This window comes from Streptomyces sp. NBC_01618 (assembly GCF_045209435.1).
Classification (GTDB): Bacteria; Actinomycetota; Actinomycetes; order Streptomycetales; family Streptomycetaceae; genus Streptomyces.
The window spans coordinates 8082658-8096801 of the sequence record NZ_CP109297.1; the positions used below are offsets into that span (position 1 = coordinate 8082658).

The window sequence follows — 14144 nt, forward strand, 5'->3', positions numbered from 1 at the left end:
CTAGGTGCGATTCGCCGCAGGCGGCTGCTGGTCGTCAGGGCCATCCGTCCGCGGGGCGGATGGCGGCTGCCGCCCCTCACGCCCGTCCGCTTCGTGCGCCTGCGAGACAGGGCCCGGCTGGCGGCCCTCAGGCCCGTCAGCCGTGGCCGGGTGCGGCTGCTGGAGCATCTCGGCCACCCGCTGCGCCACATCGGCGGTCCCCTGAGGCGTCAGCCCCGCCACCCCCTCGGACGTGACCGTGACTTGTGTCCCATCCGGCCGGGTAATCGTGACGGTCTGGCTCCCGCGTCTGCTCTGCAGCCAGGCGACGACGGCCGCAGCCACGGCTGCGGTGAGCCCGCCGGGCGCCAGCAGAACGGGGACGAGCTCGGCCGCACCTCCGCTCATGCTGTCGGGGGCGGGCGCCCCGGGCGGTGCCTGGCCGACAGCGCTGCGAAGCGCTGGGTCGCGCCTCAGCCACTGGCGCAGATCCTCTGTCTCGGCGGGCCCACCGGCCTCCAAGGTGATTCTCAAATCCCCTCCGCGGTGGGGGGTGTTGCATGCAGATTCGGCAAGATTAGCGACACCCGGCGAGGCCCACCAGGTGTTTCCCGGCCGTTCGACGTCGTGATCGCGACACCCTGCGGTGGCCTGCTCGCACGCCCCCGTGACGGGTGTCGTTTGGAGGATGCGGTCCCTGCCGTCATCGATCATGCAGCCGCTCGTATCTCCCCATAACCCTCCGCATGGCACTGTCACGTTGTTGGGTGTTTGGGTGTCTGACGGCTTGTCGGGGTGTGGTGGTGCCGGGTTCCGGGCCTGTGGTCAGGCCGTGGTGGGTCGGCTGGCAGCGCCGGTGACCTGGTCCCAGATGGTGAAGCGGACGGTCATCTCGGCTCGGTAGTGATGTGCGGTCATCAGGTGGCGGTGAGGCCGGAAGTGAGGCGAGATGCCGCTGAACGCGGACAGGAACCTTTGGGCCCCGCCCACGCTGCGGAAGCCCTTCATGGCCCGTTCACGTTGCCTCGTCGGCTGGTGGCTGTTCTCGGCCCGGTTGTTCAGGCCCTTGTGGGAGCGGTGCTCCACGAAGGGCATGACCTCGCGGTGGGCGGCGCCGTAGGAGCGGAGCTTGTTGCCCCTGCTGGCCCGACAGGGGGCCGACCGGCCGGTGTGGCGGGTCGTCGGCCACGGTGAAGACCGACGGTCGCTGGCCGCGCTGCCCAAGCCGCGGTGAGCACAGCGGGCCCGGCCTCCACCCAGGTGTGACCGAGCGCGACATTTGTCACCGACACAGGCGGGTGACCTGGGGTCCGTTCTCAGGCTTAGCGCGACAGCTGTCACAGTCTGGGCACTGAAGTTGTCACCTGCCGCGGGTTTGCGTCCTGTCCGTCACAAGCGATGACGCGGACAAGGTGGGGCAGGCAGTCCCGCGGCTTACTTCGGAAGCGTGGAGGCCTCGCCGACGGCGGCGAGCAGTTCGAAGGGGAGCTCTCGGTCGACTTGGCCGATGGCGAGCCCGAGCCAGCGACCAGTAGACGGCACCTGCCACATTTGCATGCTCACAGCAAGCATGCAAAGGGAGCCCAGGGGCTCGGGTGCCTCGATGTCTGGATTGTCCGGGTTGTCGAGCTCGAGATAGGGCCACAGATCGACCACGGTCGGACTACCCCAACGCCTAGCCAGCACCGTGCCCAGTGCGGTGAGGTCTGCCTCCAACTCCTCCTCGGCCGCCGTGACCGTCCCCGGATCAGGAGCGTCCCAGAAGTCCCGGCTCTCCCGGAGAACAGCGATGTGATACCCGGGCCCGCCCCATCCGTGTTGCGTCTTCGACTGGCCTTCCTGTTCGGGGAACGGCAGGGCAATCAAGGTATCGATGATCGACAGCTGCTCCTCGGCGGAGTCTGCGGACCGGGGCTGAATCGGCATGGCCGGAGTGTAGGGCTGGTGAAAGATGTCGTGCCTAGATGACAGCTATCGCGCCCAGTCACACCAGGCCGGGCCCGCCGCCGTCTCCACGCCCTCGTTGTCGGCGGCGGCTGGAAAGCTGATCGGATGAACGGCGATGAGCAGCTGCTGAACGGCTGCGTCTACGGCCACGACCACGACGACCCCAACCCCGGCCCGCTCCCGCACCGGACTGAGGTTCCCCCTAGATGCGGGGATGGGTGACAGAAGGTCAGATGGGTCTCATGAGAGGAGCCCAGACGATGCCTGCGCCGAGGAAGTACCCCAATGCCGCGTAGTTAGTCTGATGACGGGTCTGTCAAGCGGATCTGTGGGATTCGGGCAAGTGTTGATCACGAGGACGGGACCCCTGGTAGAGCGAGGAAGCCGACCAAGGTCTTCCTGCTCGAAGGGGTCCCGTTGTCCGACCAGTCTGCCATCACTCAGCTCATCCGCACGGTCATCGTTGCCGACGGTCTCTATGCCCCCGGACACCTCGGGGAGTTGACCCAGCAGGTCCCCTTCGAGCTTGTCGGCGACGTCCTGGAGCGGACCGGGACCACGCAGGCGAGGCTGCGGATGCTGCCCTCACGGGTCGGCATCTACTTCGTGCTGGCTATGGCTCTGTTCCCGCGCCTTGGGTACATGCGGGTATGGGACAAACTCACGGCCGGACTGCAGCAGGTATGCCCATGCCGACCGTCGGAGAAGGCTCTGCGGGACATGCGCCGCCGACTGGGGCCGGCCCCGCTAGAGCTGCTCTTCACCATTCTGGCCGGCCCGGTGGCCCGGCCAGAGACTCCCGGAGTGCGTTACCGACGCTGGCGGACGGTCGCCTTCGACGGCTGCAGTTCCGCCAAGGCCCCCGACCGGCCCCGCGTCTGCGGCTGGCTCGGCAAGATCAAGCATTGTTACGGTCAGGAGGGCTACCCCATGCTGAAACTCGTGGCCCTTTGCGAGACCGGCACCCGCGCTCTGCTCGGCGCCGCCTTCGGTCCCGTGGCGCCTGCGGAGTCCGTCTACGCCGAGCAACTGCTGCCGTTGCTGGACGACACCATGCTGCTACTCAACGACCGAGGCTTTGACTCCGATGACGACTCTGCTGCGCAATTCGTGGGTCAGGCCGTGAGCCGGTAGGCGAGGCGGTCGAGGCGGCTGCTGCGGGTGTGGTGCTGGTCGTGGCCGGTCCAGTACGCATCGAGTCTGATCACGTTGAGTGCGGTGGCGGAGAAGGCGTGCTGGAGGCGGACTTTCGGCAGCCCGCGGTAGCGGGCCCGGCGGATGCCGGTGATGTCGAGGGCCTGGTTGATGGTGCCCTCGACGCCCGCGCGCAGGGCGTACTTGTTCTTGAAGGTCTCTGTCTTCTGCTCGGCGCGAGCTCGGGCGAGGGCCTCCTCTGGTTCCCGGGGGCGCAGGGTGAGCATGCGGCGGCCCTTCGCGGAGCTGGTGCACTGTTCCCGGAAGGGGCAGGGGCGGCAGGTGAGGACGCCGAAGGTGATGACGATCGCGTCCGTGCCGTGCGGTTTGACCGGGTTCCAGTGCGCGCTGGTCTTGCCGGCGGGGCAGCGGACCTGGCGGGCTTTCCAGGCGATGGTGAAGGTGCTCTTGTCGAAGCCGGTGGCGGCCTTGGCCTGGTGCGAGTGGTCCAGCAGGACCGGGGTGACCATACGGATGCCCCTGTCCAGCGCGGAGGCGATGAGATCGGCCGACGGGTAGCCGGAGTCGAGGTAGTGCTCGGCGGGCTTCAGCCCGCGCTCGGCCGGGTGCTGCTGGACGGGGGCGGTGGCCTTCACGTCGGGCACGGTGGCATCGGTGGTCAATACGTCCGTGATCAGGTTCGGCGTCGGCCGAACACCGGCTTCAGCTTCGGCTTCGGCTTCGGCGGGAGTGTCGCAGCTTTCGGTGAGATGGATCTTGTAGCCCATCCAGAACAGGTCCTCGCCCTTGGCCGCCCAGCGCGCGTCGGTGTCGTAGGGCGAGGCGAGGCGGAGTTGACCGGGCGGGACACCCTCGTCGTCGGCGGCCCGCTTCCTGATCACCTCCCGTCCCCGGGAGTCGGTGTGCAGGTAGTAGGTCTGCACGAGGATCTGCCGCAGGGCCCGCACCGTCTCGATCTCACGGATCCACGCGGGGGCCTGGGGTGCCCAGGCCGCCCGGCACAACGCCAACGCGTCCTGGCCGAAGACCTATGCGAGACGGTCCCGCTTCGTCTGCGAGGCCGGCATGCGCCAGCCGTCCACCCGCGGCCCGTGCCGGTGAGCGAACTCGGCGACATCGACCTGTGCGGCCAGCCAGGACGGTGCCGCGACCGCGAGGGCCTCCAGCGCTGCCCGCACGCTCTCCCCGGCCAGCTCCAGACGGTTCAAGTCCCGGACCGCGCTGATCACATGGGTGGAATCGGTACGCTGCTTGCCACCGGCCGCGACCAGCCCCTCCGTCTTGCAGTGCTCAAGGAGTCGGTCGAAGAGCACCCGCTCCATGCCGTGTTCGGCCAGCCGGGCGCGGAAGCGGCTCAGCACGCTGGCGTCGAAACCGGTGTCCGTCAGCTCCGCCCCGAGCGCGTACTTCCAGTCAATCGCCCGCACCGCCATCACCGCGGCCTGCCGGTCGGTCAGGTTCTCGGCGAACTGCAACACCGTGATCAGGCACAACGCCCGTGGCGAGAGCCCTGGGGCACCCCGCACCCCGAACGCCCCGGCGAACGACTCGTCCGCGAAGACCCTCGCGAGGCGGTCCCGCACCCGGATCGCCAGGCTCCCCTGCGGGAACGCCGCCCTGGCCACCGCCACGGTCTGCTCCGGGATCTCCGGCAGCCCCTTCGGCCGCGTCGACATCCACACCACCCCCACGGCCGCATGACAGGACAACGACCGTACGGACGATCATCCCGCGCCCGCACCTACCCCCGCACCAAATTGCGCAGCAGAGTCGCCGACACCCTCAAAGTCACCGGTATTGCCGCTAGGTGTTCGCTTTTCCGCAGGCCAGGAGGGTGAGTGCGGCCGCGAACTACCTCGCGGCCAACAGCAGGTCGACCGCGCGCAGCGCCGCGACGGCGGCGCGTTCGGGCGGCCATGTCGCGGGGTCCTCGATGCTTGCGACGAAGTAGCCCCGGATGATCAGGAAGAGCATGTCGGCCGCGAGGTCTGGGAGCTCGACGTCGACCATGGCGTTGGCGATCGTCGCGTAGGCATTCCGGGAGTGCCTGTACGAAGCCTCGGTGAGGTCGTCGGGCAGCGTCTGGATGACGGCCAGCATCTCGATCCACAGCCGTCGCAGCACGTCGTCCGTGTCGTCCCTGGTGCAGTGCCATTCGACGAGGGCGCGTAGGCGGGGGATCCCGGTCAGGCCGCGGATGTGTTCGTCCAGATCCTCCTGCCACAGCTGGTTGTGAATCTTGAAGGCGTTGATCATGAGAGCGCCGCGGCTCGGCACGTAGTTGGTGATCAACGCCGTGCTGCCGCCCATCTCCTTGGCGACCGCACGGATGGTCACCGACCGGGGCCCGCTCTCCTGGGCGACCCGGACGGTGGCGGCTGCGATCTCCCGCAGCCGCTGGGGTTCGTCGACGTCAATCGGCATTCGAGCAATCTAACGCAGGGTCTTGACGGAGCCCTACACCGAGGTAAAACTTCGTTGCACAACAGTGTTTTATCACCGTTCACTGCGGTCGGCGGTGCGAGCGTGCCTGCGTTCCAGACCGCCCAACAGCTAGGGGAAGTCATGTCCTTGGAGTTCACGCGGATCACCCCCGCGCCGGTGCCGTCGACTGCGCGCCAGTCCATGGTGCGGATGCGCGACGGCGTACGCCTGGCCACCGACGTCTATCTCCCCGAGGGCGACGAGCCGGTGCCGGCGGTCCTGGTGCGCCTGCCCTACGACAAGAACAGCGACTACGTCTTCATGGGCAAGACCGCCGAGCGGTTCACGGCTCGCGGCTACGCGCTCGTCGTCCAGGACGTCCGGGGTAAGTTCCGTTCAGAGGGCGCGACTTCGGCGTGGAGCGGCGAAGTCAACGACGGCTACGACTCCATCGAGTGGATCGTCAACCAGGAGTGGTCTGACCGTGTCGTCGGCATGTTCGGCGACTCCTACTACGGGTTCGCCCAGTGGACGGCGGTCGCCGGCCAGCACCCCGCGCTGCGCGCCATCGTCCCCCGGGTCACCTCCACGGGCTGGGCGCCGCACGTGATGAACCCCGGCGATCCGTCGATCCGGCGCGTCCCGTGGATGGAGGGCGCCCTCTACCTGGCCACGCACTGGGTGGACCGCGACACCTACGACTACCAGCCCGACTACTCGGCACGCCCGCTACGCGACGCCTTCGAGCAAGCCTTCGAGGCCATCGGCGCCCGCTCGTCCGCCTTCGACCTGACCGTGCCGCGCCCCGTCCCGGTCGACGCCTACGGCACCGTCCACCCCTACGACGCGCGCCCGGTACCCGTACTCCACTGCGTGGGCTGGTTCGACAACATCGGCTCCGCCCAGATGTACGACTACACCCAGCTCGCCAAGCACCCCGGTTGGGCCGCCGTCCAGTACCTGTCGGCGGACAGCACCGACCACGAGAACAACTTCCTTCAGGACGCGCCCCGTGCCGGCGCGGAGGACCACGCCCGCAACGACGAGGACGTCGACCACCTCCTGGACAACTACACCGGTCCCGCCCTCGACTTCTACGACGTCTTCCTCAAGGGCAGCAAACCGCTGGACAGCCTGCCCAGGGTGAGCTGGCACCTCGGCCACGTCGGTTGGCAGACCTCCGACGTGTGGCCGCCGGAGGGCGCGCGGACCGTGTCGCTGTTCCTGACCGACGCCCAGGCCGCGACCGGTGCGGCCCCGGGCGGCACCCTGAGCGAGCAGCCTGACGGGTCCAGCGTCGACTGGCGGTACGACCCCGAGGCGCTGATCCCGTCCGCCGTACCCAACAGCTGGGAACAGCTCCGCTACCACCCGGACGAGCGGGCCACCGCCGACCGCGAGGACGTACTGCTGTTCACCGGCGCCGTGCTCGCCGAACCGCTGGACCTGGCCGGCCCCGTCGAGCTGAAGTTGGACGTGGAGAGCACCGCGCCCACCTTCGACGTGCTCGCCAAGCTCCTCGACGTCGCCCCCGACGGCGCCACCCACATGATCGTGCGCGGCAACGCGCAGGGCACCGGCCGCGGCGAACTGCGCCTCGACCTCGGCCACACCGGCTACCGCGTCCGCCCCGGCCACCGTCTCGCCCTGTTGATCGCCAGCAGCGACTTCCCGCTGTACGTCCCCAACTCCGGTACCGACGAGAGCCCTTGGCTGGCCCCCGCCCTCAAACCGAGCACCCAGACCCTGCACACCGGCTCGCTCAGTATCACCGTGCTCGTGTAAGTCCTCGACCAGCCAAGCAACTTCCCGCCTGCCCCAAGGGGATACCGATGTCGATATCGAACAGACGCCGCCTCGCGTGCCTGGCAGTCGGCGGACTCATGGCCACCACCGCCGCCTGCGCGGGCGGCACGACCGGCTCCGGCAAGGTGACCGGATTCACCAAGCCGATCGTGACCACGCCCGAAGCGACCGGGGAACTCGACCACGTCACCTGGAACCTGCCGTCCGGCGAGCCGACCACCCTCGACCCGGCCAAGGTCGGGGACTACTCGCCCAGCACCGTCGAGGCCAACCTCTGCGACCCGCTGCTACGCCTCAAGCCGGACTACTCGTACGGCCCCGGCCTCGCCGAATCGTGGTCCACCCCCGACCCGACCACCCTCGTCCTCAACCTGCGCTCGGACGTCACGTTCTGGGACGGCCAGAAGCTGACCCCGCGAGACGTGGTCTACAGCCTGACCCGCCAGCAGGACCCGAACTCCGGCTCGGTCAACACCGCGTACTTCGCGAACGTCGCCTCGATCACCGAGACCGGCCCGGCACAGGTGACCATCAAATTCACCAAGTCGGACGAACTGTTTCTCAAGCTGCTGTCCACCTCGGTAGGCGCGGTCAGCCAGGAGGCGTACGCCAAGAAGGCCAGGAAGGACTACGGCCAGGTCGGCGGCGGACTGATGTGCACCGGCCCGTTCAAACTGGCCTCGTGGAAGTCGGGTGCGTCCATCACCATCGCCCGCAACACCGCCTACTGGGATCCCGCGCTGCGCCCCAAGGCAGCCGAGGTCGAGTTCAAGTTCATCACCGACGGGAACACGCTCTCCAGCGCGCTGCTGTCCGGCCAGATCGACGGCTCGTACGAAGTGCCGCTGCAGACCATCCGCGCGCTCGACGGCAACGGCATCGGCAGCCACTACTACGGCATCGCCACGCAGTCCGTCACCCTCCTCGTCGCCTCCGACAAGTCCCCGCTTGCCGACAAGCGCCTGACCGACGCGCTCAGCCTCGCCCTCGACCGCAACGCGATCATCAAGAACGTGTTCGGCGGCGCGGCGGCCACCGAGAAGACCTTCATCCCGCCGCCCGTCTGGCAGGGGTCCGAAGCGCGCGCGACCTTCAAACACGGATATGACGCGCTCCCGGAGATCCCGCCGGTCGACCTCGAGGAGGCCAAGAAGCTCGTCGAGCAGGTCAACCCCGCCCGGCGCACACTGACGGTCGCCACCCCGGCCGGTGAGCAGATGAGCATGCAGATCCTTACCTTCCTCCAGGCAGGCGCCAAGAAGATCGGCCTCGATCTGCAGATCAAGCAGATGCAGATGGTCGACTTCTCGAACGTGTTCTACGACCCGACCAAACGCGACGGGCTCGACATGGTGATCGCGTTCGGCTACATCGAGGTACCCGACCCGGTCTCGTACGCGCCCGCATTCACCGCCCCGGACGGTCTGTTCAACTGGTCGGGCTACAACAACCCCAAGGTCACCGACCTGCTCAAGCAGGCGCAGTCCACGCTGGACCCGGCCAAGTCGGCGGAGATCTTCAATCAGGCCCAGGCGCTGTACACGTCGACGTGGCCGGGGTTGTCGGTGGCCGCGCCGTACGAGCGCATGTTCATGAACAAGCGGATCAGCGGTGCCCCCGCCTCCTTCGCGCACATCAACCTCCCGTGGGCGGCCATGATCGGCGGCACCGGGAAATGAGGCACTTCCTGCTCATCCGAGCAGCCATGCTGGTGATCACGCTGGCGGTCGCCAGCGTGGCCGTCTACGGGTCGATGGCGCTGGCGCCCGGCGACCCGGCGACGCTGTTGGTCGGCGGCGGCAAGAAGCCAAGCCCCGAGCTCATCGCGTCCATCCACCACGAGTACCACCTGGACGACCCCTTCCCGGTGCGCTACTGGCAGTGGCTGACCGGCGCGCTGCACGGGGACTTCGGGCGCTCGATGGCGTACCGCGACAGCGTGAACCACCTGCTCGACGCGCGGATCGCCAACACGCTGATGCTCGTGGGATACGCCGCGGCAATCATCCTGCTGATCGGCATCTGCCTCGGCACGGCGGCCGCGCTGAAGGGCGGCAGGTTCGAGACGTTCGCGACCGCGGCCTCGGCCGGCGCCATGGCGGTTCCGACGTTCGTGATCGGCGCGCTGCTCGCCTACTTCTTCGGTGTGCAGCTCGGCTGGTTCGCGCCGTCCGGCACGGGGAGCGGGGTGTCCGGCTTCTTCCGCCACCTCACGCTCCCCGCCGTAGCCCTGGCGTTCTCCTGGGTCGGGTACGTCGCCCAGATCACCCGCACCTCGGTGCGCGGCGAACTGCGCTCGGAACACGTGGAGACCGCCGACAGCCGCGGCATCCCGCGCCCGGGCATCATCCGCCGCCACGTGCTGCGCAACGCGTCCGGGCCGATCTTCGCGGTGTCCGGCGTCGCTGTCGCCGGTCTTATCGCCACCACGTCGGTGGTCGAGAAAGCGTTCGGCATCAACGGCGTCGGCGCGCTGCTGGTCGACGCCGCCGCCAAGCAGGACCTCGCCACCGTGCAGGCCATCTCGCTGATCACGGTGGCCGCGTTCGTCGTCCTCAACACGCTGGTCGACCTGGTCACCGCGCTACTCGACCCCCGCATCCTCAAGGGGAGGACCTCGTGAGCACCTATCGGATCGCCGCGACTCTGCGGGGCGGCAAGCGCCGGAGCGCCGTCGGTGACCCGGTCACGGTCGCCGCCGGGTGCGTGGTCGCACTCGCCGTTCTGGTCGCGCTGTTTGCGCCGCTGCTCGCACCTTACGACCCCAACGCCGTCGACCCCGCCGCAGTCTACGCCCCGCCCTCCGGCGCGCACTGGCTCGGCACCGACGACACCGGCCGCGACATCCTGTCCCGGCTCATCCACGGCGCGCGGCCGAGCCTCATCGCCCCGGCGGCCGTGGTCGTCCTGGCCACCGCGGTCGGCACCCTCGTGGCCATCACCGCCGCGTGGGCGGGCGGATGGGTCGACCGGGTCATCTCCGGTGCCCTCGACATCATCTTCGGCTTCCCCGGCCTGATCATGGCCGTGGTTGCCGCGGCGATCTTCGGGCCGGGGCTGGTCGTGCCGGTGCTCGCCATGTCGATCGCGTACGTACCGCTGATCGCCCGCGTGGTGCGGACCTCGGCACTGAAGGAGCGCAACCTCCCGTACATCTCCGCGCTGCAACTCATGGGCACGCCGACCTGGTCGATCTGGCTTCGGCACCTGGCCCCCAACCTGCTGCCGATCATCGTCGTGCAGGCCACCGTCGGCTTCGGCTACGCGCTGCTCGACATCGCCGCGATCTCCTTCATTGGACTCGGCGCGCAGCCGCCCGACGCCGAGTGGGGGCTCATGGTCTCCAACGGCTACACAGGCATCCTGTCCGGCGAGGCGGGCCAGGTCATGTACGCAGGGATCACCATCGTGGTTGTCGTGATCGCCTTCAACCTGCTCGGGTCGTGGCTGTCGCGCAAGCTGCTTGAGGAGGGCTCATGAGCGCCCCGCTGCTGTCGCTCGAAGGGTTCGGCCTCGACCTGTGCGTCGACGGGGACTACCGGACCGTCATCCACACCGTCGACCTGTCGGTCGAACGCGGCCAAGCCGTGGGCCTGGTCGGCGAATCCGGCTCGGGCAAGTCGATGACCGCGCGCAGCGTGCTCCGGCTGACGCCGCGCGGCGCGCGCACCCGGGGAGCCGTGCTCTTCGACGGGGTTCCGGTGCCCGAGCCGGACACGCCCGCGCTGCGCACCTTCCGGTCCACCGAGATCGCGATGATCTTCCAGGACCCCCGGGCGCACATCAACCCGGTCCGGTCCATCGGCGACTTCCTCACCGAGGGGCTCGTCAACGCCCGCGGCGTGCCGCGCAAGCCCGCCGAGGCCAAGGTCGTCGGGCTGCTCCGGGAGGTCGGCATCGCCGACGCCGAACGCCGTATGCGCCAGCATCCGCACGAGCTGTCCGGCGGACTGCTCCAGCGCGTGATGATCGCAGCCGCGCTCGCCGCCGAACCCAAGCTCCTGCTCGCCGACGAGCCGACAACCGCGCTGGACGTGACCACCCAGGCGGAGGTGATGGCCATCATCGACGAGGCGCGCGCCGAACGCGGATTGGCGATGCTATTCATCACCCACGACCTGGAACTGGCCGCCGCTGTCTGTGACCGGGTCGCCGTGATGTACGCGGGCTTGCTCGTCGAAGAACTGCCCGCCGACGCGCTGCACGGCCGCTCCGCCCACCCGTATACCCGCGCGTTGTTGGCCTCCCGACCCGGAATCGGCGAACGCGGCGCCACCCTGCGGGCGATCCCGGGGCGTCCGCTGTCGGCCTTCGAAGTCGACGCGGGCTGCGCGTTCGCGCCACGCTGCCCGCAGGCCCAGGAGATCTGCCACAGCCGACAGCCGTCCCGGGAACTCGCTGGCGAGGGCAGCGCCGCTTGTCTGTTCCCGGTAACGGAGGACTCGAATGTCTGAGTACGCGCTGCAAGTCACGGGCCTTCGCAAGACCTTCGGTGAGTTCGCGGCCGTCGACGACGTGTCCTTCGCCGTCCGGCCCGGCGGGTCGCTGGCCATCGTGGGGGAATCAGGGTCGGGCAAGACGACCACCGCCCGCATGATCGTGGGCCTCGAACGACCGACCGCCGGATCCCTCGCGTTCGACGGCGCGCCCCGCTCGCGCAGTCGGCTGAAACGGGCCAGGCAGATCCAGATGGTCTTCCAGGACCCGTACTCCTCGCTGGACCGCCGCCAGAAGGTGAGCGACTGCATCGCCGAGGCCCTGCATCTGCATTCCCCGCTGCGCGGCGCGGAGTTCGCCGCGCGCGTCAACGAACTGATGGACATGGTGGGCCTGGACGAACGCCAGGGCCGGTCCCTGCCCAAGGCGCTGTCCGGCGGGCAGCGCCAACGCGTCGCCATCGCCCGCGCGTTGGCCGCGTCACCCAAGATCCTTGTCATGGACGAGGCGGTGGCGGCGCTCGACGTCTCCATCCAGGCGCAGATTCTCACCCTGCTCGCCGGCATCCGCCGGGAGACCGGCGTGACGCTGTTGTTCATCACCCACGATCTCGCGGTCGTCCCGCACATCTGCGACGACATCCTCGTCATGCAGCACGGCCGCGTCGTGGAGAAGGGCCCCGTCGACGCCGTGCTGGACGAGCCCGCGGACCCGTACACGAGGCGGCTCCTCGCCGCCATCCCGCGACCGGGCTGGGTTCCCACGCGGGCATCCGCGGCGTCCTGAACGACCCGGCCGCCGCACAGCACATCACCGAAGCAAAAGGAGAGTCAGTTGAAGGACTACGACGAGTACGACGCCACCGGCCTCGCGGAACTGGTCGCCACCGGCCAGGTCACGCCCCGCGAACTGGTCGAGGCCGCGATCAGCCGTATCGAGGAGCGCAACCCGAAGATCAACGCGTTGTCCTGGACGCAGTTCGACGCGGCCCTCGCCGCGGCGGAGCGGCCGGTGTCCGGGCCGTTTGCGGGCGTACCGTTCCTGGCGAAGGACGCGGGCGCGGCCATGCGCGGCGAACCGCACCAGTTCGGCTGCCGCGTGCTGCGCGAGGCCGGCTACGTGGCCGAGAACGACAGCTACCTCGGCATACGGTTCCGCGAGGCCGGGTTCATCTCGCTCGGCCGCACCACCACACCGGAGTTCGCCACCAGCGCCGTCACCGAGTCGAGCGCCACCGGCATCACCCGCAACCCCTGGGACCTCGACCGGATCACCGGCGGCTCGTCCGGCGGCGCGGGCGCGGTCGTCGCCGCACGGATCATCCCGGCGGCCCACGGCAACGACGGTGCCGGGTCCATCCGCATCCCCGCGGCCGCCACCGGATGTGTGGGCCTCAAGTCCACCCGCGCACGCGTGTCCAACGGGCCCGACGCAGGGGAGATCTGGCAGGGATTCGCGCACCAGGGATCGCTTACTCGGTCGGTCCGCGACACCGCCGCGATCCTCGACGCCATCTCGGGACCGTTCCCCGGCGACCCGTACGTCTGCCCGCCCCCGGCAAGGCCGTTCGTCCAGGAGGTCGGCGCGCCCACCGGCAGGCTCAGGATCGGCGTCATGACGTCGCTGCCCGGCTTCGACACCCACGCCGACTGTGTGACCGCCGTCGAGGACACCGTGCGTATGCTCGAAGCGCTCGGCCACGAGGTTGTCGAGGCGGAGCCGGACGCGTATGGCCGGTGGATCGACATGCTGCCGGTGTTCACCGACCTGATCGCCAGCTACGTCGCCGCCGACCTCAAGTTCATCGAGATGCTCGCCGGACGCACCGTCGACATCACCGAGTTCGACTCCGCGAACCAGCACTACGCCGGCATCGGGCAGCACGTGACCACCGCGGACTTCATCGAGGCCATCGACGTCCTTCAGCGCTGGGGCCGCGACGTGGCGTCCTGGTGGCACGAGGGCAACCCGGAGATCCTGCTCACCCCGACGATCGCGGGTCCAGCCGCGCGGATTGGCGAGCTGGACATCGACCTGAACGACCCTGAGGCGTCGCTGCACCGGCACTATTCGTTCTTCCCGTACACCCCCGCGTTCAACGTCTCCGGGCAGCCCGCGATCTCGCTGCCGATGCACCGCAACGCCGAAGGCCTGCCGATCGGCGTCCAGTTCGTGTCCGCCTACGGGCGCGATGACGTGCTCATCCGTCTGGCGTCCCAGCTGGAAGCGGCTTACCCGTGGGATGCGCACCGGCCGGCGTGGATCGCCGAGCCCTCTGCCTGAGGCCGATACCGTCGTCTCTGACGGGAGCATGTTGGTCCACGAGGGCGATCCCACGACAAGACGCGGGCTTCACAGATCCGGTCCACCGCCCGCGCGTCCAGCGACTCTGCTGC

General features: G+C 69.0%; 13 protein-coding genes and 2 pseudogenes. 8 read left to right on the forward strand and 7 right to left on the reverse strand.

What is annotated here, in order from left to right; genetic code table 11:
* The 4 genes and pseudogenes from OH735_RS37720 to OH735_RS37735 form a co-directional block, all read right to left on the reverse strand.
* A complete protein-coding gene (locus OH735_RS37720; protein ID WP_406386277.1) occupies positions 1-513 on the reverse strand; it encodes a hypothetical protein in 513 nt (170 codons plus the stop codon).
* 291 nt (positions 514-804) lie between these two features.
* Positions 805-1113: pseudogene (locus tag OH735_RS37725) on the reverse strand (DDE-type integrase/transposase/recombinase); the annotation flags it as partial.
* 300 nt (positions 1114-1413) lie between these two features.
* Positions 1414-1905 carry a hypothetical protein gene (locus tag OH735_RS37730; protein ID WP_406386279.1) on the reverse strand — a complete coding sequence of 164 codons (492 nt, stop codon included), beginning with the start codon at positions 1903-1905 and terminating at the stop codon, positions 1414-1416.
* Positions 1906-1950: 45 nt separating this feature from the next.
* Complete coding sequence (locus OH735_RS37735; RefSeq protein WP_406386990.1) at positions 1951-2076, reverse strand: hypothetical protein; 126 nt, start codon at positions 2074-2076, stop codon at positions 1951-1953.
* Between the two features lie 267 nt (positions 2077-2343).
* On the opposite strand from OH735_RS37735, the pseudogene OH735_RS37740 reads away from it, so the two are divergent.
* Positions 2344-3018 (forward strand): annotated as a pseudogene (locus OH735_RS37740) (transposase domain-containing protein); the annotation flags it as partial.
* A gap of 23 nt (positions 3019-3041) precedes the next feature.
* Here the strand turns inward: OH735_RS37740 and OH735_RS37745 are convergent.
* The 3 genes from OH735_RS37745 to OH735_RS37755 form a co-directional block, all read right to left on the reverse strand.
* Positions 3042-4085, reverse strand: a complete 1044-nt coding sequence (locus OH735_RS37745; RefSeq protein ID WP_406386281.1) for a transposase — start codon at positions 4083-4085, stop codon at positions 3042-3044.
* Between the two features lie 24 nt (positions 4086-4109).
* Positions 4110-4757: a transposase gene (locus tag OH735_RS37750; protein ID WP_406386282.1), complete on the reverse strand. Its 648-nt coding sequence runs from the start codon at positions 4755-4757 to the stop codon at positions 4110-4112.
* Positions 4758-4932: 175 nt separating this feature from the next.
* The gene (locus OH735_RS37755; RefSeq protein WP_406386283.1) at positions 4933-5505 is read right to left on the reverse strand and encodes a TetR/AcrR family transcriptional regulator; all 573 of its coding nucleotides are present in this window, start codon (positions 5503-5505) and stop codon (positions 4933-4935) included.
* A 141-nt stretch (positions 5506-5646) separates the two neighbouring features.
* Here OH735_RS37755 and OH735_RS37760 point away from each other — a divergent pair, with 141 nt between their 5' ends.
* The 7 genes from OH735_RS37760 to OH735_RS37790 are packed head-to-tail and all read left to right on the forward strand — an operon-like array spanning position 5647 to position 14031.
* Positions 5647-7290, forward strand: a complete 1644-nt coding sequence (locus tag OH735_RS37760; RefSeq protein ID WP_406386284.1) for a CocE/NonD family hydrolase — start codon at positions 5647-5649, stop codon at positions 7288-7290.
* Positions 7291-7337: 47 nt separating this feature from the next.
* A complete protein-coding gene (locus tag OH735_RS37765) occupies positions 7338-8990 on the forward strand; it encodes an ABC transporter substrate-binding protein (RefSeq protein ID WP_406386285.1) in 1653 nt (550 codons plus the stop codon).
* Between the two features lie 26 nt (positions 8991-9016).
* Positions 9017-9934, forward strand: coding sequence for an ABC transporter permease (locus OH735_RS37770; protein WP_406386286.1), 918 nt, complete (start codon positions 9017-9019; stop codon positions 9932-9934).
* The gene (locus OH735_RS37775) at positions 9931-10791 is read left to right on the forward strand and encodes an ABC transporter permease (protein WP_406386287.1); all 861 of its coding nucleotides are present in this window, start codon (positions 9931-9933) and stop codon (positions 10789-10791) included. Before OH735_RS37770 ends, OH735_RS37775 begins: the two co-directional genes overlap by 4 nt.
* Complete coding sequence (locus OH735_RS37780) at positions 10788-11765, forward strand: ABC transporter ATP-binding protein (RefSeq protein WP_406386288.1); 978 nt, start codon at positions 10788-10790, stop codon at positions 11763-11765. Before OH735_RS37775 ends, OH735_RS37780 begins: the two co-directional genes overlap by 4 nt.
* A complete protein-coding gene (locus OH735_RS37785) occupies positions 11758-12534 on the forward strand; it encodes an ABC transporter ATP-binding protein (protein WP_406386289.1) in 777 nt (258 codons plus the stop codon). Before OH735_RS37780 ends, OH735_RS37785 begins: the two co-directional genes overlap by 8 nt.
* Positions 12535-12582: 48 nt before the next feature.
* Positions 12583-14031, forward strand: a complete 1449-nt coding sequence (locus OH735_RS37790; RefSeq protein WP_406386290.1) for an amidase — start codon at positions 12583-12585, stop codon at positions 14029-14031.
* The last annotated feature ends 113 nt before the right edge of the window (positions 14032-14144 follow it).